General features: G+C 38.7%; 20 protein-coding genes. 13 read left to right on the plus strand and 7 right to left on the minus strand.

Going from position 1 to position 21670, the window contains the following annotated elements; genetic code table 11:
• Positions 1-33 precede the first annotated feature (33 nt).
• Positions 34-708: a tetratricopeptide repeat protein gene (locus tag A33Q_RS05910; RefSeq protein WP_009032594.1), complete on the minus strand. Its 675-nt coding sequence runs from the start codon at positions 706-708 to the stop codon at positions 34-36.
• A 259-nt stretch (positions 709-967) separates the two neighbouring features.
• Here A33Q_RS05910 and A33Q_RS05915 point away from each other — a divergent pair, with 259 nt between their 5' ends.
• Positions 968-2182 (plus strand): GTP-binding protein, encoded by a 1215-nt coding sequence (locus A33Q_RS05915; RefSeq protein WP_009032595.1) that lies wholly within the window; start codon positions 968-970, stop codon positions 2180-2182.
• A 50-nt stretch (positions 2183-2232) separates the two neighbouring features.
• Here A33Q_RS05915 and A33Q_RS05920 read toward each other — a convergent pair whose 3' ends face one another.
• Together A33Q_RS05920 and A33Q_RS05925 are read right to left on the minus strand one after the other, a co-directional pair.
• Complete coding sequence (locus tag A33Q_RS05920; protein WP_009032596.1) at positions 2233-3486, minus strand: DNA recombination protein RmuC; 1254 nt, start codon at positions 3484-3486, stop codon at positions 2233-2235.
• A complete protein-coding gene (locus A33Q_RS05925) occupies positions 3476-4495 on the minus strand; it encodes an alpha/beta fold hydrolase (protein WP_009032597.1) in 1020 nt (339 codons plus the stop codon). Before A33Q_RS05925 ends, A33Q_RS05920 begins: the two co-directional genes overlap by 11 nt.
• Positions 4496-4695: 200 nt before the next feature.
• On the opposite strand from A33Q_RS05925, the gene A33Q_RS05930 reads away from it, so the two are divergent.
• From A33Q_RS05930 to A33Q_RS05960, 7 genes are all read left to right on the plus strand, one after another.
• Positions 4696-5391 carry an outer membrane protein assembly factor BamD gene (locus A33Q_RS05930; RefSeq protein ID WP_009032598.1) on the plus strand — a complete coding sequence of 232 codons (696 nt, stop codon included), beginning with the start codon at positions 4696-4698 and terminating at the stop codon, positions 5389-5391.
• A 136-nt stretch (positions 5392-5527) separates the two neighbouring features.
• Positions 5528-6868, plus strand: coding sequence for a YfcC family protein (locus A33Q_RS05935; RefSeq protein ID WP_009032599.1), 1341 nt, complete (start codon positions 5528-5530; stop codon positions 6866-6868).
• A 132-nt stretch (positions 6869-7000) separates the two neighbouring features.
• Positions 7001-8029: a patatin-like phospholipase family protein gene (locus A33Q_RS05940; protein WP_009032600.1), complete on the plus strand. Its 1029-nt coding sequence runs from the start codon at positions 7001-7003 to the stop codon at positions 8027-8029.
• Positions 8026-9045: an L-glyceraldehyde 3-phosphate reductase gene (mgrA, locus tag A33Q_RS05945; RefSeq protein WP_009032601.1), complete on the plus strand. Its 1020-nt coding sequence runs from the start codon at positions 8026-8028 to the stop codon at positions 9043-9045. The genes A33Q_RS05940 and mgrA overlap by 4 nt, the downstream gene beginning before the upstream one ends.
• A 114-nt stretch (positions 9046-9159) precedes the next feature.
• The gene (tyrS, locus tag A33Q_RS05950; protein WP_009032602.1) at positions 9160-10452 is read left to right on the plus strand and encodes a tyrosine--tRNA ligase; all 1293 of its coding nucleotides are present in this window, start codon (positions 9160-9162) and stop codon (positions 10450-10452) included.
• Positions 10453-10558: 106 nt separating this feature from the next.
• Complete coding sequence (locus tag A33Q_RS05955) at positions 10559-11197, plus strand: hypothetical protein (protein ID WP_009032603.1); 639 nt, start codon at positions 10559-10561, stop codon at positions 11195-11197.
• Between the two features lie 117 nt (positions 11198-11314).
• A complete protein-coding gene (locus A33Q_RS05960; protein ID WP_009032604.1) occupies positions 11315-12016 on the plus strand; it encodes a TetR/AcrR family transcriptional regulator in 702 nt (233 codons plus the stop codon).
• Between the two features lie 36 nt (positions 12017-12052).
• On the opposite strand, the gene A33Q_RS05965 is transcribed toward A33Q_RS05960, so the two are convergent.
• Positions 12053-13018: a zinc-dependent alcohol dehydrogenase family protein gene (locus tag A33Q_RS05965; RefSeq protein ID WP_040490095.1), complete on the minus strand. Its 966-nt coding sequence runs from the start codon at positions 13016-13018 to the stop codon at positions 12053-12055.
• 141 nt (positions 13019-13159) lie between these two features.
• Between A33Q_RS05965 and A33Q_RS05970 the strand changes: the two genes are divergently transcribed.
• From A33Q_RS05970 to A33Q_RS05990, 5 genes are all read left to right on the plus strand, one after another.
• On the plus strand, positions 13160-13927 hold the full coding sequence (locus tag A33Q_RS05970) for an SDR family NAD(P)-dependent oxidoreductase (protein WP_016254750.1): 768 nt from the start codon (positions 13160-13162) through the stop codon (positions 13925-13927).
• 11 nt (positions 13928-13938) lie between these two features.
• The gene (locus A33Q_RS05975) at positions 13939-15141 is read left to right on the plus strand and encodes an acyl-CoA dehydrogenase family protein (protein WP_009032607.1); all 1203 of its coding nucleotides are present in this window, start codon (positions 13939-13941) and stop codon (positions 15139-15141) included.
• Positions 15134-16174, plus strand: a complete 1041-nt coding sequence (locus tag A33Q_RS05980; RefSeq protein ID WP_009032608.1) for a phosphotransferase family protein — start codon at positions 15134-15136, stop codon at positions 16172-16174. Before A33Q_RS05975 ends, A33Q_RS05980 begins: the two co-directional genes overlap by 8 nt.
• 4 nt (positions 16175-16178) lie before the next feature.
• Positions 16179-17057 carry a 3-hydroxyacyl-CoA dehydrogenase gene (locus A33Q_RS05985; RefSeq protein ID WP_009032609.1) on the plus strand — a complete coding sequence of 293 codons (879 nt, stop codon included), beginning with the start codon at positions 16179-16181 and terminating at the stop codon, positions 17055-17057.
• A gap of 246 nt (positions 17058-17303) precedes the next feature.
• The gene (locus A33Q_RS05990; protein ID WP_009032610.1) at positions 17304-19697 is read left to right on the plus strand and encodes a hybrid sensor histidine kinase/response regulator; all 2394 of its coding nucleotides are present in this window, start codon (positions 17304-17306) and stop codon (positions 19695-19697) included.
• A gap of 4 nt (positions 19698-19701) precedes the next feature.
• On the opposite strand, the gene A33Q_RS05995 is transcribed toward A33Q_RS05990, so the two are convergent.
• From A33Q_RS05995 to A33Q_RS06005, 3 genes are all read right to left on the minus strand, one after another.
• The gene (locus A33Q_RS05995; RefSeq protein WP_235062776.1) at positions 19702-20550 is read right to left on the minus strand and encodes an N-acetylmuramoyl-L-alanine amidase-like domain-containing protein; all 849 of its coding nucleotides are present in this window, start codon (positions 20548-20550) and stop codon (positions 19702-19704) included.
• 218 nt (positions 20551-20768) lie between these two features.
• The gene (locus tag A33Q_RS21490; RefSeq protein ID WP_009032612.1) at positions 20769-21020 is read right to left on the minus strand and encodes a DUF3307 domain-containing protein; all 252 of its coding nucleotides are present in this window, start codon (positions 21018-21020) and stop codon (positions 20769-20771) included.
• The gene (locus tag A33Q_RS06005) at positions 21005-21622 is read right to left on the minus strand and encodes a hypothetical protein (protein WP_009032613.1); all 618 of its coding nucleotides are present in this window, start codon (positions 21620-21622) and stop codon (positions 21005-21007) included. Before A33Q_RS06005 ends, A33Q_RS21490 begins: the two co-directional genes overlap by 16 nt.
• Positions 21623-21670: the final 48 nt, after the last annotated feature.

Raw genomic sequence — 21670 nt, forward strand, 5'->3', positions numbered from 1 at the left:
TTTTACTACTTTACACAAAAAATCGAAAAGAATTTATTTACAGTAATTATCCAAGTACTTCTGTGTCACCTTACTGCCCAGTTTTAATGCTTCCTGCCAGTCTTCACAGGCCTTTTCATTCTGATTTACTTTATAATAACTATAACCTCTATTTGTCAATATATCATAATTGTCCGGACTTAGCTGTAGCGCATAGTCATAGTCATGAATTGCTTTGTGATATTCCCCTGTTTTGAGGTAACAATTTCCCCTATTAAAATGGTAAGCCCAAACCAAAGGAAAATCTTCTCCATTGATTTTACTGTAATTGATAGCATCTGTGTAAGCATCAATCGCTTCTTCAAACCTCTCTTCTCTCTGGAGCAGATTTCCCAGGTAGTAAGCCATTTCGTCATCTTCTTCAAAAATCTCTAAGCCTTTCCTTAAGACACCGACAACTTTCTCCTTTTTCTCATCTACTTGACTTCCTGCACGGTAAAAATTAAGATATGCCGGATGAAAAGAAGGATCATTTTCAATGACGGATTCCAAAATTCTTGCAGCGGAGGCATATTTTTCTTCCTCTATCATTTCCACAGCTGTGTTATTGATAACAAATGAATTTTCCCTTACATCCAATTCTATATCATAGATTTTCTGGCTAAATCCCTCCAGACCAATAAATAACAGAAATATTACAGGTAAGTATTTTAAAGGCTGTCTCTTCATTTTTTTTAACCCTTAGTTCAATATTTTATAATATGATTACGATAAATGAATAACTTCCAAAATTCCGACTGAGTTTTTACTTTTTCCAAAATAAGAAATTTTTGAAAACTTTAGACAGTGCTTTTGTGTCACAAATTTGACCATTACTGTCCTAAAGAAAAATTAAACCAACTCATACTATGAAAATCAACGGGGAAAAACATTGCTATCTATCTTATTTTTTTATATTTGCAACATTGTTGCAATAAATAAAAAATCAATGACATTGAAAGAAAATAAAAAATTGCCAGTAACTGTTCTCAGCGGATTTTTAGGAGCTGGAAAAACCACTCTTTTAAACCATATTTTACATAACAAAGAGGGTTTGAAAGTAGCTGTCATCGTCAATGACATGAGTGAAGTCAATGTAGATGCAAGATTGGTGGATAATGAAAATACACTTTCAAGAACTGAAGAAAAGCTCGTGGAAATGAGCAATGGTTGTATCTGTTGTACCCTACGGGAAGATCTGATGGTGGAAGTTGAGAAACTAGCAAAAGAAGGCCGGTTTGATTACCTCTTGATAGAGAGCACAGGAATCAGTGAACCTGTCCCTGTAGCACAAACATTCTCATTTGTCGATGAGGAAAACGGCATAGACCTCTCCAGGTTCAGCTATGTTGACACTATGGTGACTGTGGTTGATTGTTTTAATTTTTTCAAAGATTTCAATACTGATGAACTTTTAAAAGACAGAGAGTTGACGGATATAGAAAATGACTTTAGAACCATCGTCAACCTACTTACAGACCAGATTGAATTTGCCAATGTAATTATCCTTAATAAAACCGACCTTGTCGATGAGGATACAGTAGGTCTTTTAAAGGCCTCTATCAAGAAATTAAATCCATTAGCAAAAATCCTAACTTCTAATTTTGGGAAAATTGCTCCAAAAGAAATCCTGAATACTGGACTTTTTGATTTTGAGGAAGCCCAGTCTTCAGCAGGTTGGCAAAAGGAACTGCAATCAGAGGGGCACACTCCTGAAACAGAGGAATACGGTATCAGCTCATTTGTGTTCAGAGATCAAAGGCCTTTCCATCCACAGCGCCTTTGGGATTTTTTAAGTGACAACTATCCCATTGGTGTGATCCGCGCAAAAGGACTTTTTTGGATGGCTTCAAGGCCTGAAGAAGCACTGAATTTTTCTCAGGCTGGAGGTTCATTCAGAATGGAAAAAGCAGGGGTTTGGTGGTGTAGCATGCCTTACTCACAAAGAATCCGATATGAGTCCTACGTATACCATCAAGAGTTTATTGAATCCAAATGGAGTAAAAAATGGGGAGATAGGATGAACGAGCTGGTATTTATTGGCCAGGATTTGGACAAAGGAGAAATCCTCGAAACTTTGGAAAGCTGCCTATTGGATAGCCAGGAGATTTTGCAATTTGAAAACAATGGGATTTTTTATGATCCTTTTCCTGAAGAGATTTGATTTTTTGGGTAATTTGCTTTTTGGGGGAAATTCCTGTTTCCCCCCATTTCTTATCCATCCAATAACTTGGTACTATCCTCCTCAGGAAGTTCCTCAACTTCTTTCAGTTTTCTTTGAATCACTCTGGTTCTTGTTCCTACCAAATGGTCCAGGTCCGTGGAAGCATCATTGATTTTCTTTTGTGCTTTGGTGATCAGCTCTCCAAATTTGGAGAATTCGGATTTAACGGCACCTAGTACCTTCCATACTTCAGAGCTTCTTTGTTGAATGGCCAGCGTCCTGAATCCCATTTGAAGGCTGTTCAGCATGGCAGCTAAAGTTGTTGGTCCTGTCACCACAATTTTATACTCCTTTTGCAACACCTGAGCCAGATGACCATCTCTGACTACTTCGGCATAGAGGCTTTCCATGGGAAGAAAAAGCAGGGCGAAATCTGTTGTGTAAGGCGGATGTAGATATTTATGGGCAATATCCTGTGCAGCTTTTTTTATTGCCTTAAACAATTCATTCCGTGAGGATTCTATAAGTGCTTTATCACCAGTATCATAAGCGTCTAAAAGTCTGTAATAGGTTTCTTGTGGGAATTTGGCATCTATAGGCAAAAAGACCGGCTCATTTTCAGTTGTACCTGGCATTTTAACCGCATATTCCACTCTTTCGGAATTCCCCTTTTTCACGCTGACATTGTAAGCATACTGATCCGGTGATAGAATGTTTTCCAATATACCCTGCAACTGATATTCTCCCAAAACTCCCCTACTTTTCACATTGCTCAAGACACGCTTCAAGTCCCCAACCCCTGTAGCCAAAGTCTGCATCTCTCCCAAACCTTTTTGCACTGCCAAAAGTTGTTTACTGACCATTTCAAATGATTGTCCAAGTCTGATTTCAAGCGTTTTTTGTAGTTTTTCGTCTACGGTCTCCCGCATTTTCTCGAGCCTATCTTCAGTAGATGCCAACATCCTTTCCTGTTTTTGGACTAATTCCTGAAATTTCTCCTTCTGTAAATTATTAAAAGCCTCCACATTGTCGCGGAAAAGAACTCCAAAGTCTTTGAGGACTACCGATTGTTCTTTGGAATTGCTTCTGAGGCTTTCAAATACCAATGAAAACTGTTGAACCAATCCTTGTTGGATTTCACTTCTATTGGCCTGCATCTGTTGATTGAGCTCTATTTTAATTTCACTCAATTGCTCTTTCAGGTTATCATGCTGTTGATATTTTCCCTTGAAGGCAAAAAATAAGAACCCTGTAAGTACAATCTGGATAATGATCAAAATAATCAATATGATATCAATTGGCATAGCTGTAGATTTTCGGACTGGAAAAATAGTCTGAATCTACCTGAATGCCCAAGAAAGCCAAATATTCCCTGACAGTATCTGTCGGTCTTTCTTCCATAGGAACATGACCTGTTTTTTCGAAAACCTTAAGTTTGGAGCCTTTTATCGTTTCGTTAAGCCTGACACCATTTGCTAAAGGAATCCACTGATCTTCCTCTCCCCACATTATCAAAACCGGCATATTCAGCTTATTAAAATCAATCTCGTATGGTTTATATGTAGTCAACCTGTCCAAAGTGGCCTTTCTGTTACCTTCTCTTCTGAGCAACTCATAATACCTTGTGATCAAATCATCCTCAATTTTTGTCTTGTCATAAAACACCTCTTCCATGGTAACTTTGAATATAGCTTTAGGTGTGAATTTGAGAAGGAAGTTGTTGAAAAGAGGGTTTCTGGCAATTTTAAAAATTGTAGCTCCTGAGTCATATGGCTTAGAATTGGGGGTATCTCCCTGACTTTTGGAGGTTTTGGAAGCACCGGAAGCATCGATAAGGTTTAAAGACAAAACTCTTTCCGGGTGGTCAGAGGCCATTTTTAATGCTACTGCGCCCCCCATACTGTTGCCTGCGACATGAAATTCCTCCATGGCTAATTGCTCTGCTATTTGAAAAACCAAATCCGCATAATCTGAAACTCCGTAAGCTTTTGAATCCACCGGCCCTGTCAAACCATGCCCCGGAAGATCCATTGAAATGGTAGTGAAAAAATTACTTAATTCCTTTTCCCAAGGTTCCCATGTATGCAAAGAAGAAAAACTTCCGTGTATCAAAAAGATTGGCTCTCCCCTGCCCTTTACCCTTACATGAATATTGTCCTCTCCGACTTTAAGAAAATAAGAATTGCTGTCCGTGTATTTGGCCAGGAGTTTTTCAGGGGCAATATCTGAACGATACATTGAAATGATGATCAAAGCCAAAACTGCAGCAATGACACCGATTACTTTTAAAAATAAGAGGAGTGCTTTTTTCATAATTTCAAGACATAGCTGCTAAAATTAAGAAACCTGATTGAAATCATCCTCATCCAAATAGATTTAAGAATTTTCCATGCATTGGTATTTTTATGGCTTTCTGATTACTTTCGAAGATCAATTCCCAAAAGTACCCTAAAAGCATGGCATTTTCCCGGCGAGTATATTTCCGTTTCATTTACACCTTCATTTGTCTTTTAATGCTTGCTTCAAGCCATGATTTGATGGGTCAGGCAAAACCTAATTTAGGAGGGTCAACACGGCTTTTCAATTATGCATTGGAAGAAATGGAAAAAGGCGATTACGAAAGAGCCAATACCTATTTCAGACAAATCATTGAAAATAATCTGCCTCTTTCTCCAGAAATGCCCTATTATTTTGCAGTTACGCTTTATGAATTGGGGCAATATGATAACAGTATGAATTTTGTCAACAGGTATCTCCAGATAAATGGAAGAAATGCCGAGAAGTTTGAGGAAGCAAAGTCCCTTGAAGCAAAATTGAAAGAACCCCTTGATGCCATCAGGGCTTGCGATTTTTGTAACAAACAAGGCTACAGGTTAATGACTTGCACCACTTGTGAGGGTGCTAAGGAACTTGAGCAGGATTGCAGCCTGTGCAAGCAAAGAGGAGTTGTGGGTTGCAACAAATGTTTTGGTAATGGCATATTGACCAAAAGAAATGTTTTTAACTTAATAGAATACCATGAGTGTGATCAATGTAGCGGGGAAGGCAAACATACCTGTCCAAATTGTGATGGTAACTTAAAGGAATTTTCCACTTGTAGAATATGCGAAGGTGCTGGAATCCTTAATTCAGAGGAAATCTGTAATCATGAAGAAAAACCAAGGCACATGTCTATGATGTTTAGAAAAATGCAGGAAATGCATCATTGATCCATGAATTACAGGTAATAGATGAAAACCCGGTCTATGGTGGAAAATTAGACTCTTTTTTCATGTTTCATTTTAGGATTTGGGGATTAAATAAAAACAGCATATCCGGAAAAAATAAGCATATAAAAGCCTTCCCATGAGAAAACTTTCATTTCCCCACCCTATGATCATCATGCTGGCATTTGTTATGCTCGCCACTTTGCTGACTTATCTTATCCCTGCTGGACAATTTGAACGTATGTTTGATGATAATACCGGACGGGAAGTAGTAATCCAAGGAAGTTACAGAACAATAGAAAGTAATCCTGTGGGGCTTGAAAAAACGGCTTTAAGCATTCCTGAGGGTATCATTGAAGGTGTTGAAGTTGTTGTTCTGATTTTGATCATTGGGGGTGCATTTTATGTTGTGGAAAAGACCGGAGCTTTCCAGTCTGGGTTGGAAGCATTGATTCATAAATTTTCTAATGCAAGAGGTTTTCTATTAAGCATGGTAGGTATTCTTTTTGCCACCGCAGGAACACTCAATGGCCTTCAGGAAGAAATCATCGCCATGGTTCCGCTCTTATTGATTCTTAGTGCCAAAATCGGTTTTAGCAAAAAAAGTATTGTAGGTCTTTGTTTAGGCTCAGCACTTATAGGAGGGGCATTCGGCCCGACCAATCCATTTTCAGTGATTATTGCTCAAAAAGTGGCTGAAGTTCCTGTTTTTTCCGGAGGGATTTACAGAATGGTATTTTTTATCATTTCCCTTGCTTTTTGGATTTTTTACATGATCCGACATGGCAAAGCAAAAGAAGAAACTTCAGGCCTTGAGGTAAAAGAAAGCATCCCCCAAAAGATCTCCAAACCCCATGTTGTCATACTTTGGCTCGTAGCAATTACATTCGGAATCATGATTTATGGCTTGAGCAATTGGAACTGGGATTACAATGAAATGTCCGCCATATTTTTTGTAATGGGCTTGGCTGCCGGCATTATCGGTAGTCTGGGAATCAACGGTACAGCCAAAGCCTATTCAGAGGGTTTTGCAGAATTGGTTTTTGCAGGTATAATCGTAGGATTGGCCAGGAGTATTTATTTGGTACTGGAAGAAGGACAGATCATTGACACAATCATCTATGGCCTATTTACACCATTGGAAGACTTACCCCTTGCATTATCAGCTCTGGGTATGATGCTTTCCCAAGCATTACTTCACATACCAGTCCCAAGTACTTCAGGTCAGGCAGTGCTTACTATGCCCCTATTGACTCCTATAGCAGATCTGATCGGAATGTCACGACAAGTTGTGGTCTTGGCCTACCAGTATGGTGCTGGTATCATGGACATGGTAACACCTAGCAATGGAGGCCTAATGGCCATCCTTGCCGCAGCAGGAGTCTCATACAAAGAATGGATTGCCTTTGCCTGGAGACCGATTCTGGTAGTTTTTGGGATTGCTGGACTGTCTGTGGTTGCGGGGATATTTATTCTTTAAAACCAATGGATTTTTAACCTCTCACTACTTTTATTTTAAAGATATATATACTTGATTATTCGGCTTTTGAATCTGATTTCTTTACATTTAACTCTATGTAGCTAAATTTTGTAAACCTTAATTTTTAAAGCCATGAAGCAAGTTGCCATTTTATCCATAGATGGTGGTGGTATTAGAGGAATTATACCAGGCACCATCCTACAATTGATCGAAGAAAAAATTCAAGAAAAGACTGCCAATCCTCAAGCTCGGCTGGTGGACTATTTTGATTTCGTAGCCGGTACGAGTACAGGTGGTATATTAGGCTGTGGGATGCTGATGCCTGATCCGGCTATGGAAGGCAGGCCTAAATTTTCCATGGAAGAAGTTGTTAACCTTTATCATGAAAACGGAGGAGATATTTTCAAAAAACCCCTGGGACATAAGCTTCGAACTTTGTTTGGAGTCAGGGAGGAAAAGTATCCAAACGACAATCTAAAGAAGGCCCTTCATGAGTATTTTGGAGATACTTATCTGAGCGAAATGCTCAAACCTTGTCTATTTACTGCATATGACATTGAAAGCAGGAAGTCTACCTTTTTCAAGTGGGGAAAAGCCTGTGATGATATTTCCCATGACTTCTATATTCGGGATGTAGCTCAGGCCACAGCTGCTGCACCGACCTATTTTGAAGCAGCCTTGATCAAATCAAGGTTTGGCTCCAGCTATCCCTTAATTGACGGGGGTGTTTTTGCCAACAACCCGGCCATGTGCGCCTATGCAGAGGTAAGAAAATGTGACTTTGATGAAATAAAAAAACCAACCTCCAAAGACATGCTGATGATTTCCCTTGGCACAGGCTCAGTTAAAGAACCATTTCCTTATGAACGTGCCAAAAAATTCGGATTGGTTCAGTGGATCAAACCACTGATAGATATCATGATGTCAGGCAACTCAGAAACGGTCTCTCACCAATTGGAATGGCTTTTTGATGCAGGAAATAATCAGGAAGGTTTTATCAGAGTAGAGCCCGAACTTCATGAAGCCAGTCCAAGTATGGATGATGCAAGTACCAAGAATATGAACGCACTTCGGGATGCAGCCATCAAATTTGTGAAGGATAATCCGGAAAAAATCAATAATGTTGTCGATAAACTTATAGCCAATAAAGAAGAAATATGAAGATTAACGATCACGAACCTTTAAAAACCTATTTACCAAAAGAAGAGCGGTATGATAAAATGCCTTTTAGAAGGTGCGGCAATAGCGGTATTCTTTTACCTCAGATTTCTTTAGGACTATGGCATAACTTTGGCCATGACGCAGATTTCAAAAATGCCAGAACAATTCTTAGGTCAGCTTTTGATTTTGGAATCACCCATTTTGACTTAGCCAATAACTATGGTCCTCCTTATGGATCTGCAGAAGAAAATTTTGGCAGAATCATGCAAAAGGATTTTAGTAATCTTAGAGATGAACTGATTATTTCCACCAAGGCAGGTTGGGATATGTGGCCGGGGCCTTATGGCAATCATGGTTCAAAAAAATACCTGATCGCTTCTCTTGACCAAAGTCTGAAAAGAATGGAACTGGATTATGTTGATATTTTTTATCACCACAGACCAGACCCCAATACTCCTATGGAAGAGACTATGGCTGCCTTGGACCAAATCGTCAGACAGGGAAAAGCACTGTATGTTGGTATTTCCCAATATTCAGCTAAAGAAACTGCTAAGGCTGTTCGCATTCTCAAAAACCTTGGGACTCCCTTATTGATACATCAACCTAGATATAGCATGATGGACAGGTGGGTCGAAGATGGGCTTTTGGATGTTTTGGAACAAGAAGGTGTAGGAGCTATTGCTTTTTCTCCTCTTGAGCAAGGCATACTTACTGACAAATACCTAAAAGGAATTCCTGAAGACAGTAGAATAGCCAAAGATGGAAGATATCTCAAAGAAGATCAGGTTACAGAAAAAGTCATTTCCAAAGTAAAAGCTTTGAATGAGATCGCCCAAAAGAGAAATCAAAGCATGGCACAGATGGCAATTTCATGGCTACTGAAGGATGAGAGAATCACCACAGTTTTGGTTGGCGTGAGCAAGGCCTCCCAACTTGCTGACAACGTGAAAGCCACTGCCAAAACTAAATTTTCATCCGAAGAGCTGGAAGCTATTGAAAAAATACTCAAAGGCTAAATGGATCAAATCAAATCAGAGTTTGAACCACAAAAGCAACTTCTAAAATCTCTTTCCTTTCCTACTCTAGGCTAAAAAACTATATTTGCAGCTTCAAAAAATCAACGTATCAAAATGAATAATTTTATAGAAGAACTGCGATGGAGAGGAATGCTTCAGGATATGACTCCTGAAATTGAGGAACACCTGAATCAAGGAACAGCCTCTGCCTATCTGGGATTTGATCCTACTGCAGACTCTTTACATATAGGTCACTTGGTAGGTGTGATGACATTGCTTCATTTCCAAAGAGCTGGTCACAAGCCATTTGCTTTGGTCGGTGGAGCTACGGGAATGATTGGGGATCCATCATTCAAATCCGCTGAGAGAAATCTATTGGACAAGCCTACCTTAGATCATAATGTTTCCTGCTTACAAAAACAACTTGCCAAATTTCTGGATTTCACAGAAGGGGCAGCCAATAAAGCCGAATTGGTAAACAACCATGATTGGATGTCCCAATTTAGCTTCCTGGAATTTATCAGAGACGTAGGCAAGCACATCACCGTCAACTACATGATGGCCAAGGATTCTGTCAAAAGAAGGTTAGAAGATGGAAATGGACTTTCCTTTACAGAGTTTTCCTACCAGCTTATCCAGGGCTATGATTTTTTCCATTTGTGGAAGAATGAGGGCGTAAGTATTCAGCTAGGAGGTTCTGATCAATGGGGCAATATTGTCACAGGTACAGAAATGATTCGAAAAATGGCAGGTGGATCTGCTTATGCGCTCACCGTTCCTTTGATCACCAAAGCTGATGGATCCAAATTTGGAAAAACTGAAGGGGGGTCTGTATGGCTTGATCCTGAAAAAACCTCTCCTTATGCATTTTACCAGTTTTGGCTAAATGTATCTGATGAGGATGCTGCAAAATACATCAGGATCTTCACCACATTGGGCAGAGAAACCATTGAATCAATTGAAAAAGAACATGCTGAAGCGCCTCACATGCGCTTGCTTCAGAAGGAAATTGCTAAACAGGTTACCCTTATGGTTCATGGTGAAAAGGAATATGAGATGGCGGTAAAAGCCTCTTCTATTCTTTTCGGAAAATCCTCAACAGAGGATTTGGCAGCATTGGATGAAAGAACATTTCTACAAGTTTTTGATGGAGTACCACAAGCGAAGCTTTCAAAGTCAGACTTTGAAGCTACACCTAACGTGGTTGATCTACTTTCCGAGAAGGCTTCCGGAATCATTTTCACTTCTAAGGGAGAAGCGCGCAAAATGATTCAGGGAGGTGGGGTTTCTATCAATAAAGAAAAACTTGCTGACCCAAATGGCGAAATCAAATTTGACCTTTTGCAAGGGAAATACCTCCTGGTGCAGAAAGGAAAGAAAAATTACTACATAATGGAAATCCAATAAATTCAGCCCACTTCGGTGGGCATTTTTATACCTAAGAATATTTATAAATTTTCGATTATTAAGCTTACATTTTTTATATATTTGAAACTCATCATTTTCTTTTGCTATGAAAAGCCGATTTTTTATTCTTTCTATCATGGTCATGTTTATTGCATGCCAAATGGATCGTGAGTTTGATTCCGATCTGGAAGAGGAAGACGATGAAAATGTATCTATAACCGATGTTGATGAAGTCACAGATTCCCTACATGAAACATTTTTCGAATTTGAAGTAGAAGGCGGCGATCAAAATAGCGCTTTTCAAGACCAAAATGAAGGTTTACATGGGATTTATGGCGTATCACGAACAGATGCCAATAATCTGGAAGGCAATCAACTCAATATTTTTAACTGTTTTCAGTCAATCAATCTCAGTCTGCCACAGTTGAATCAAATCAGGGCCGCAACAAACAGTTTCAGTGCCTGCAGAAATTCTGAAGCCAGAATTTACAAACAAGAATTTAACGCATTGCTCAATCAGTTTGAAACTGAAAGAAAAAGGCTTGTTGATGGTCACCAGGGAAGTCCGGCAAGTTTACAAGCCGAACTTCAGGATTTGAGACAACAGTTCAGAGAGGCCCTATTGAATTTGAAAAAAGATTATTCTGATGATCTTAAATCCTGTCTTAGGGATTATGTCAGCAATATTAAAAGAAGGTTGAATGATTCTCAATGGGAATCCTTTAAAAACTGCGTTGTTGATTAAATAGATCAAAAATTTCCTGCCTGTTTACCAAGCAATTATTTTTTATTCATTCAGGCTTTTCGCTTAATTGAACCTCGTTTAATATCTTTGACTCAAGTTCATATTTTATAAATCATTATGCCAACTTCAGCGAGAGAAAAGAAAAGCAAACTTATATTAGACGTAGCCATAAAGCTTTTTACAACCAAAGGCTTCGATGCTACTAAAATGGAAGATGTAGCCAAAATGGCGGGTATATCTAAAGGGCTGACCTACTTTTATTTTAAAAATAAAGAAGACCTCTACATGGCAGTAACCAAAAAGGCATATGATGAACTGAAATCAATTTTTAGGGAAATATTCAAATCTAAAGGCAAAAATGGGCTCCAAATGATTACTGACCTGGTGACTGCATACATAGATTTTACACAAGAAAACAGAATGTACAATGCTGCCATCCTCAACTTTATGGGGATAATGCAACAATACAATGATGAGGTTTTAAAAGAAGGGATTGATCCTTTGATTCTCGAAAGTGAACATTTCCAGAAATTATTGGAAATTCACCATGACTGTGGAAAAATTGGAATACAGATGGTCACATTAGGAATGAGAGACGGGAGCATCAGACCAGAATTGCAAGCAGAGCTTACATTCTACACTATTTGGGCCATGGTCATAGGATACGAACGCCTGATGGGGCCGGTTGGCTATGAGGGCAAAGAAATAAAAATTCATCTGGAAAATTGGAAACCTGGTTTTATAAAACTGATGCAGGATATGCTTAAGGGCACTATTCAGGCAACAAAACCGCAGGTAGTTCAAGCATCTCTATTTTAAAAGAGTAAAAAAAAGCCCGATAAAGGGCTTTTTCATTTATTTGAGGATAATTTTTCCGTTTCTTCCCGGTTTTTGGTAAGCTTCCAAGGCTTCCTTGAAAGAATCTAATGGGAATGTGGCTTCAATATCTACTTTTACATCCTGTTGCATCAAATGACCCAGAACTATTTTAAAAGCTTTTCTTCTTTCATCATTACTTAAAGATTCAATCCATGTTGTTAACCAGAAACCTTCGATTTTCAAATTATTGAAAATCATTAACCCTGAATTGACAGGCATATTTTCAAGGCTTAAGGCACCAAAAGCCATCAATTTACCGCCTGATTTCAAACTCGCAAGTGCTCTAGCTCCCATCATCCCTCCTACTGCATCGAAGACCACTGCAACACCTTCTCCTGTTTTTTCCATAATTACTTTCTGAAGCTTTTCTTTTTCAGTATTGACCACAAGATCAGCCCCTAAATTGGTAAGCAGCTCCTTTTGTTCCTCTCTTCTTACAGTACATGCTATTTTGATTCCTTTACTTTTGGCCATTTGGATTACCAACTTGCCATAAGCTGATGCTCCAGCAGTCACTAATACCCAATCCCCCTTTTTCAATCCTGAGGATTCCAACATCCCAAAAGCAGTCATCGGATTGATAAATGCCTGACAGGCAATTTCATCAGGCATCTGCTCGGGTACAGGGATAACTGTGTTGGCAGCCACACAAACGTACTCCTTCCATGTTCCTATCGCTGTAAAAATCACTTTGCTCCCTTCTGGAACAGTACCTGATTCATCACTTTTATCTACAATCCCCACAGCCTCAAAACCTGCACTTGAAGGCAGTTTTGGCGTAATCCCATACATACCTTGAATAAACATGATATCAGAAGGATTTATATTTCTGGCACTTACTTTTATTCTAAGTTCATGTGCTTTGGGTTCGGGAATGGCAGATTCTTCCAGTTTCAAAACATTCTCTGGAAGACCAGTTTCATGAAAAATCACTTGCTTCATCATTACACTTTCATTATTTGGTTAAAATTTATGATGAAAGTTAAACAAAAATAGTCGGTATGCATAATATTTTTCTCGACTTACTACACAATCAAAGCCATAATTCTTATCTTGAAACTTGACTTTAACCAAACAAAAAATATGGATTTATCGGGACTATTTTCATTAATGGGCAAGGTTGCCCTTATCACAGGAGCGAGCAAAGGTATCGGGTTTAGCATTGCTGAAATATTTGCGGCTGCCGGTGCCAAAGTAGTAATCAGCAGTCGAAAACAAGATGCACTGGACGAAATGTCAGCCAAACTCCGAAGTAAAGGATACGAAGTTACCGGTATTGCCTGTAATGTCGGGAATAGTGAGGATTTGGAGAAACTGGTTAAAAAAACAATTGATACTTATGGACAAATAGATGTTTTGGTAAATAATGCAGCTACCAACCCAGTTTTTGGACCGGTGCATGAAACAAGCCTAGACGCTTATGATAAAATTATGGATGTGAATCTCAAAGCCCCTTTTCATCTGATGAAGCTTTGTTTTCCATATTTAAGGGCTAGCTCCAACGCATCTGTTATTAATATATCCTCCATAGGAGGAATTACTCCCGAGCAAGGCCTGGGCATCTATTCAGTAAGTAAAGCTGGTTTGATATCGCTGACAAAGGTATTTGCAAAAGAATGGGGAGATCACAAAATCCGTGTCAATGCAATCTGCCCGGGTCTGATCCAAACGAAATTTTCTGAGGCGCTTTGGAGCAATGAAAAAATCATGAATTACATGATGAAAGCACTGGCCATCAAGAGAGTTGGCGATCCTGAAGAAATAGGAGCCGCTGCACTCTATCTAGCCTCCAAAGCTTCTTCTTACACCACCGGAACCGTTCTTACAGCCGACGGTGGCTTCACCATCTAGAATCATCAATTATGGATTTTTCAGAGCTATTTATCAATGAAAAACTTGCGCTCTTACTTCCAAGGTATGAGTCATTTGTACAAAAACATATCATTCCTTTAGAACAAGAAGCTGTTTATGGATCTTTTCGTGGGGCACTACCAAAAATTGAGGAATTACGTGATCTTGCCAGAAAAGACGGGCTATTTGCACCGCACCTTTCAGAAAAAGATGGAGGCTTAGGACTTTCACTTCCTGATTTTGCCAGAGTTTCAGAAATCCTGGGCAAAAGTCCATTGGGGCATTACATTTTCAACTGCCAAGCTCCCGATATAGGAAATATGGAATTATTGCATCAGTTTGCGTCAGAAGAACTCAAAGAAAAATATCTCAAACCACTTCAAGAAGGTAAAATAAGGAGCTGTTTTGCCATGACAGAACCCCAACATGCCGGTAGTAATCCAAAACACCTTTCCACCACGGCTATCAAAATTGGAGATGAATACATCATCAATGGTCACAAATGGTTTACCTCATCAGCAGATGGGGCTACTTTTACCATCGTGATGGCCGTTACAGACCCGGAAAACCCCAACCCATATCAAAGGGCCAGTATGATTCTCGTTCCTCTCGACAACCCCGGCTATAGCTTGGTCAGAAATATCCCTATCATGGGAGACGAAGGAGAAGATTACATGTCACATGGAGAGGTGAAATTTGTAAATTGTAAAGTTCCAACAAAAAATCTCATCGGGAAAGAAGGATTTGGATTTGCTTTGGCACAAGAAAGATTAGGACCAGGAAGAATACATCACTGTATGCGCTGGATTGGTATATGTGAAAGAGCCATAGACCTTATGTGCAAAAGAGCAATCAGTCGGGAACTGGATCCCGGTAAACCATTAGCCTCTCAACAAACCATTCAAAATTGGATTGCCGAATCAGTGGCTGGGGTAAAAGCTGCCCGCATGCTCGTTCTTATGACTGCACATCGAATTGAAAAAGAAGGTGCTAAAGCCGCCAGAACAGATATTTCAACCATCAAATTCTTTGTATCAGATATTTTAATGAAAACATTAGATAGGTCTATACAAGTACATGGAGCTCTGGGAATTACAGATGATACGATATTGTCTTTTTGGTATAGACATGAGCGAGGTGCCCGGATATATGATGGTCCAGATGAGGTACATAAAAGTGTCCTGGCAAGAGAAACCCTGAAGAAATATGCCTGAACAAAATAAGGAACCCAAAGGGCTAGAAAAAATACTTCCATTTTTGGAAAAATTGCTGGAGGTACAAGCCGAAACGATACAAATCAGGCAGTTTAAAGGTGGGTATTCCAATCTTACCTACCTGATACAAACTCCTAAAAAAGAATACGTCTTGCGACGCCCACCTCTGGGAATGAAAATCAGCAAAGCCCATGATATGGTCAGGGAGTACCAAATATTGGTTTCTTTGCGAAATGCAGGTTACAGCAAAGTTCCTCCACCAGTACATTGCTGTGAAGATGAAACAATCATTGGGGCACCATTTTTTATCATGGAAAGAATAGATGGTTTAATCCTGAGAAATAAAATTCCTGAAGGAATGGATCTGGATACTGAATTTTTTCATCAACTTTCCAAAAACACCATTGATGGAATGTTGGAACTACATCATCTTGAACTGGATAATTCAGGCTTGATCAACTTAGGGAAACCTGACGGATATGTGGAAAGGCAGGTTTTAGGATGGTCAGAGCGCTACTTCAAATCCATGACTGATGATATTCCGGAAATGGAAAAAGTAAGTGATTGGTTAAAAAAAAATATGCCAGTAGAAGAGGCTATTGGCTTCATTCACAATGATTACAAGTACGATAATTTGGTACTCTCTGGTCCAGAAAACCCCAAAATTCTTGCTGTATTGGATTGGGAAATGGCTACCATAGGGCATCCTTTGATGGATTTAGGAACTACCTTGGCATATTGGTGTGAAGCAGAAGACCCAGAAACGATTAAAATGTTTAATCTGACCCATCCAAAAGGGAATTTTAGTAGAGCAGACGTGATTCAATATTATGATCAAAACAGTCCCTTGAACTTAAATAACATGATCTTTTACTATGCATTTGGACTTTTCAAGGTAGGTGTGATTGCACAGCAGATTTATAAAAGACACAAAATGGGCTTTGCCGATGATGTTCGTTTCTCTGGGCTGATTCATGTAGTCAGTTCCTGTGGTAAAAAAGCTTTAAATAGTATTCAAACTCAAAATATTTAAAATCATGAAAATCAAGAATGTATGTATTCTAGGTGCTGGAACTCTTGGTAGCAGAGTAGCCCTTCAGGCAGCCCTTTCGGGATATAAAGTAAGGATTTATGATATCAATCCCACAGCCTTGGAGAATTCAAAAAAAACAATGGCCAAAATCATTGATCAACTGGCTAAGGGTACAGGATTGGAAGAGAGTGCCGGAATGAATGCCATTGATGGGATAGTATTTACGGACAATGCTACTAATGCTGTCATGGATGCAGATCTTATAAATGAGAGTGTATTAGAAGATATTCAAGTCAAAAATCAGGTTTGGGAAATGTTTGGACAGATCGCTCCCGAAAAAACAATTTTTACAACCAACACCTCTTTTCTTTTACCTTCCATGTTTGCCGAAATATCAGGTAGGCCGGCAAAATTCTGTGCGCTACACTTTCACGATGTATTTTATTCCAAAGTAGTGGACATTATGCCTCATCCGGGTACAGATCCCGATTTGGTTCCACTTTTGGAAGAATTTGGAAGAAGCTTGGAACAAGTGCCAGTGACTGTTAAAAAGGAAAACCATGGTTATATTTTCAACAGTATGTTGATGGCATTTATTGGTGCAGCAGGAAAGTTGCTTACCAAAGAAATCGCTAGTATTGAAGATATTGATAAATCATGGATGGTCAACTTTCACATGCCTATGGGACCGTTTGGCATATTAGATAGCATAGGATTGGATACTGCATGGCATGTTACCAAATCTCAACCTGATGCAGCTTCTCAGAAATTCGCAGCCCTTCTCAAAACTTACATTGAAGCGGGAAAATTAGGTGAAAAATCAGGAGAGGGCTTTTACAAATACCCTAAACCTGAATACAGAAACAGTGGGTTTATATCCTAAAAGCAATATATATATTCAATTTTTTAAAAATTTTCTGTGTGATCTGGTATTTGAACATTCAAACTCGGGATAAGAGAATGTATGGTTAACGACTTATACCTATGTTATAAACAATATATTATTAGAATATATCAAGAATTTTTTTGGGATAATTATATATATATGGTTAAAGTCTAATTTTTTAATAATCTATAATCCGAATTGTATTCGTAGATTTCAACCCCAATCACCCCTTAATGTAAAGCTATGCAACTTGGTAGGATTCTACTTTCAGTCATTTTCTTTTTGACTGTTTCAATTCCAGTAAAAGCAATTGATCCCAATACAGAATATCCCATAAGTATTTTTGAACTAGCTGAGATTGCTGATTTGAATGATATGAAGTTAGATGTTGAGGTTTTCCTTGAAAGAGAGGATGAATTTGAATTCATCCGTCTTCAATCAGAAAATTCAAACTTGGGTTTTACTGACAAAAATTACTGGTTGAGATTTGAACTTACCAACACCTCCAAAGATTTTACAACGTTATATTTGGAAACAGGCAGGCCGATCACAGATATTGTTAATTTGCATCAGGTAAAGCATGGTCAGCTAATTGCTAGTTTTGAAAATGGTGATCTGATTCCCTTAAGCCAAAGAGCTATCAAGCATAGAAAAGTCCTTTTCCCATTGAAACTGGAAGCTGGAGAATCTTACACCTTCTACATCAATTTCCAAAGTGATGGTGAAGTCATCAATTTACCGCTCAATCTTTTCGATGCTGAGTCATTGATGGAGCAATCCTATTTTGAACAGCTAATTTTTGGAGGATTCTATGGTATACTTGTTTTGGCAGGAGTTATTTATCTTTTTTTCTATTTTGGAATTCGGGAAAAAAGTTTTTTGCTGTATTCATTTTATGTGCTTTCTATCATTTTACTTCATTTAGGGCTTGATGGATACTTTTTCCAATATTTCACTCCTGAAGCAGGATGGTTATCACAGCGTTCAATTTTGATTTTTGCTGCATTTTCAGCAATTGCATTTGGAAGGTATACCCAAGTTTACCTCAAGGTCCGGGAATACAGTCCTTTTATCCATAAGTCCTTCAATATTCTTTTGATTTTTCTGGGCCTTTTGATGGTTTTGATTTTCACGGTTTCGGCTGGAATTATATTTTACTATCCCTTGGTCAATTTACTGGGTATCCTCATTCTATTTCATGTAATAGCCTCTTTGGTTACAGGCTATCTTAAAGGAAAATCACCAGACATCTTTTTCAGCTTGGGCATTACTTTCTTTTTCTTGGGTTTTTTGGTATTTATCCTGAATAACTTCAGTCTTATCCCTAATTCCTTTTTGACCGAATACAGTTCCAAATTAGGTACCGGACTAGAAGTTATGTTCCTTTCTTTATCCATGGCAAACAGAATAAGGTTATTGAAAACCGAAAAAGAAAAGATGCAGGAACTGGCATTGGAAAAGTCAGAGGAATCCAACGAAATCAAGTCATTTTTCTTATCCAATATCAGTCACGAACTTCGGACACCTCTCAATGCAATCATTGGACTCTCCAAATCAGTTCAAGAACAAATTAATGATGAAAATGCCAAAGCTAGCCTGGAAGTTATACAGTATTCTTCACTTGGTCTTTTGAGTGCGATCAATGATATTCTGGATTATTCGAGAATAGAAAAAAAAGAACTTAAACTTGAAAATAAGGTTTTTGATTTCCAAAAACTACTCAAAGAAATTAGAACCAATACAGAAACTCAAGCCTCTGATAAAAACCTGAAATTCATCTACGAGGAAATTGGTCAAATTCCAAAATTTATCGTTGGGGACATTGCGAGAACCCGTCAGATTTTTCAGAACCTTCTTGGTAATGCTCTGAAATTTACGCCCGAGGGAAGCTTTAAATTAAGTATTGAAACTAGGCAGGTTGAAAAGGAAAAGGTCAATTTATTCATTAAAATCACAGACACTGGAGTGGGTATTCCCAAACAAAAACTCAACAGTATCTTTGAATCATTTATGCAAGAAACCATCAATGATAAAAGAAAATTTGGAGGATTTGGTTTGGGACTTTGTATTGTCAAAGCACTAGTAGAATTATTTGATGGTCAATTGGAAATTCGAAGTCAGGAAGGAGAAGGAACAGAGGTAAGGTTATCACTGGATTTTGAAGTGAAAAAACTTGAAAAAGATCAAGTGCCTGATTACTTAAAAAATGGAGCTAACACAAATAGAACCAAAAAAATCCTAGTTGTGGAAGATAATGCAGTCAATCAAATGGTAATGAAATCAATTTTAAAAAAATGGAGTAATACTGATTTCGATTTGGCCTATAATGGTCTTGAAGCTTTGGAAAAGTTAAAGGAAAATAAATTCGACCTTATATTGATGGACCTGCAGATGCCTGAAATGGATGGATATGAGACTACAGAAGCAATCAGGGCAGGTGCTGCTGGAAATGATTACTCACAGATTCCTATCATTGCCGTAACAGCTGATGCAACAGAGAAAGCTAAAAATAAAGCTTTCGCTGTTGGTATGGACGATTACATTACAAAACCTGTAGACAGGGAGGAGCTATTCAAAAAAGTCCAAAAATGCTTCTTTTTACAAAAAGTTAATCTTAAAGGTCTAATTCAAAAGTAAAAGATTAGGGTTTGGCTGATAAGGGCCTAGACACCATAATCCCAGACTGGGATTTGTTGGTCATTAAGTAGTCTTGAAGTGGCTTTTCGGAAATTTCCACCTTCATGGATCCTGTACTGGCATGCATCAGGTGAATCCTGCCGTTTTTCTCTACTGCAAATCCTACGTGGACAATATCCAGATTTTTCATGGTGGTAGTAATGGCAATCATGTCACCGGGCTTAATGTTATGCTCCAGATTCTTAAGTTCTTCCTTTGGGACGAAATAGTAGTTCCTTTGGCCAATTCTTTGTTCTGCCTTTTTGAGTTCTTCTACGTAGGCATCATTGGCCAACTGTGCATATAAGTTAGGATTACTACTCATAAATGTAGGACGGTTTTCGTAAGGCTTCCCTCCTATTTCTTTTGTTATATTATGGATCAAGTCTTTTTCTTGATTTTGATAAATCCAATCCGAAAAATAATGAAGACGGGATGGGTATCCCTCGCGCTTTCCTTTTTGATACCTGATCTTCTCAAGTTCTTTTTCAAAATCCTCTATGGTCAATCTACCACTTTGAGCCAATCTTGACAAGGAAAACACCGTCTCCAGATATGTGGTGCAATCCAGCCCGGTCAGGTTGATAACAAGTTTTTCCTCACCGGGAAGCTCCAAGGTTTTTTCCACATAAGGTGTACCCAGAAACATCTGCCCAATGATTACATTCAAATCATTGATGGACTTGTCCTGCATGTCCAATACGGAAAGATCTTCCAAAATGCCTTCCAACCGTTCTCGGCTTTCTAAGGTACATACTGTCTGTGCTTGAAGAAAACAGGGAAGTAGAGAAAAGAAAAGGAAAAATAATCGCATAGCCATAGAATTGAATACTGAAAATTGCATGAAAATTTCTTAATATAAAAATCTAAGTATTAAATCGATAAGAACCATTTTATCAGCATACCTGTAAGCAAGGCTATTCCAAAACTCAGAAGGATCCAGAAGGATATGTTGTCAAAGTAATGAAAGAGGTTGATTTGTGGCTGAAACCATATGTACCATAATGCCGAAATGCTCAAAAAATGAAGTGCCTAATCGGCAACAAACCATTGAGGTTTATTGACCTCTTTTTGGCCATAGAGCTTCAATACGTCAATAAGAGCATGTATCCCTCCTATTGTCAGTGCCAATAGCCAAAAGGACAGATCCCAAAACACCAACAGTATTAAGCCTGCATGGATAATGACATGTAGATAGAATTGATAAGCTTTTAGCCTGGAGGTTTCTTTAGCTTTGACCCACGAATATGGCTGAAGTATAAAATCACCTATAAGGTGGGCCAATAAGATTTTGACAAAAAAGATCGCAGCAGTAAATTATTGATTTTGATTTGGAAAACCCTATTAATTTCAATCATTTCATCAATCTTAGCTCTGGACCATCTGCCACTGACCGAGTTCTGTTTGATCCCCAGTTTTATGCCGATTTCCTCTTGGGTGGCTTCGGGGTTTTGTAAGTATAACAAAACCAGTTCTGCAGAAGAAATAGTCCAGGAGTCCATAAATATACCGGCAAGCTTCAGGTAGAGGTTGATCTCCTTGTCCAATTCTTCCCATGGACTTTGAATAGCCATGTTGACCCTGTCTTTTTTTAACCTGTCAAAGCGCTCTCCCGAATTGACAAATGCGGGATCGTTACTTTCAGATACTTTGCTTCCGTCATAGGTCTTGGCTCCTATGCCTATGGCCAACCTCACATCCATTGGACTGTTTTTTTTATCTTTCCGCACCTGGGATACTTGCTTGATGGTAGATTTTATAGCCCAGGCTTTTGTCAGGGCTTCCTGGGGAGATTTGATTTCCAATTGGAAAAAATCCCCCCACACCAATTCCCAATCCTTTGGGCTGGTCCCCCATTGCGATAAGAGGCTTTTCAAAGGATTCATCCAGCTCTCTGGTTTTGAAATGGTTCTTGAGGCGATTATATAACCTTT

This window comes from Indibacter alkaliphilus LW1 (assembly GCF_000295935.2).
Classification (GTDB): Bacteria; Bacteroidota; Bacteroidia; order Cytophagales; family Cyclobacteriaceae; genus Indibacter; species Indibacter alkaliphilus.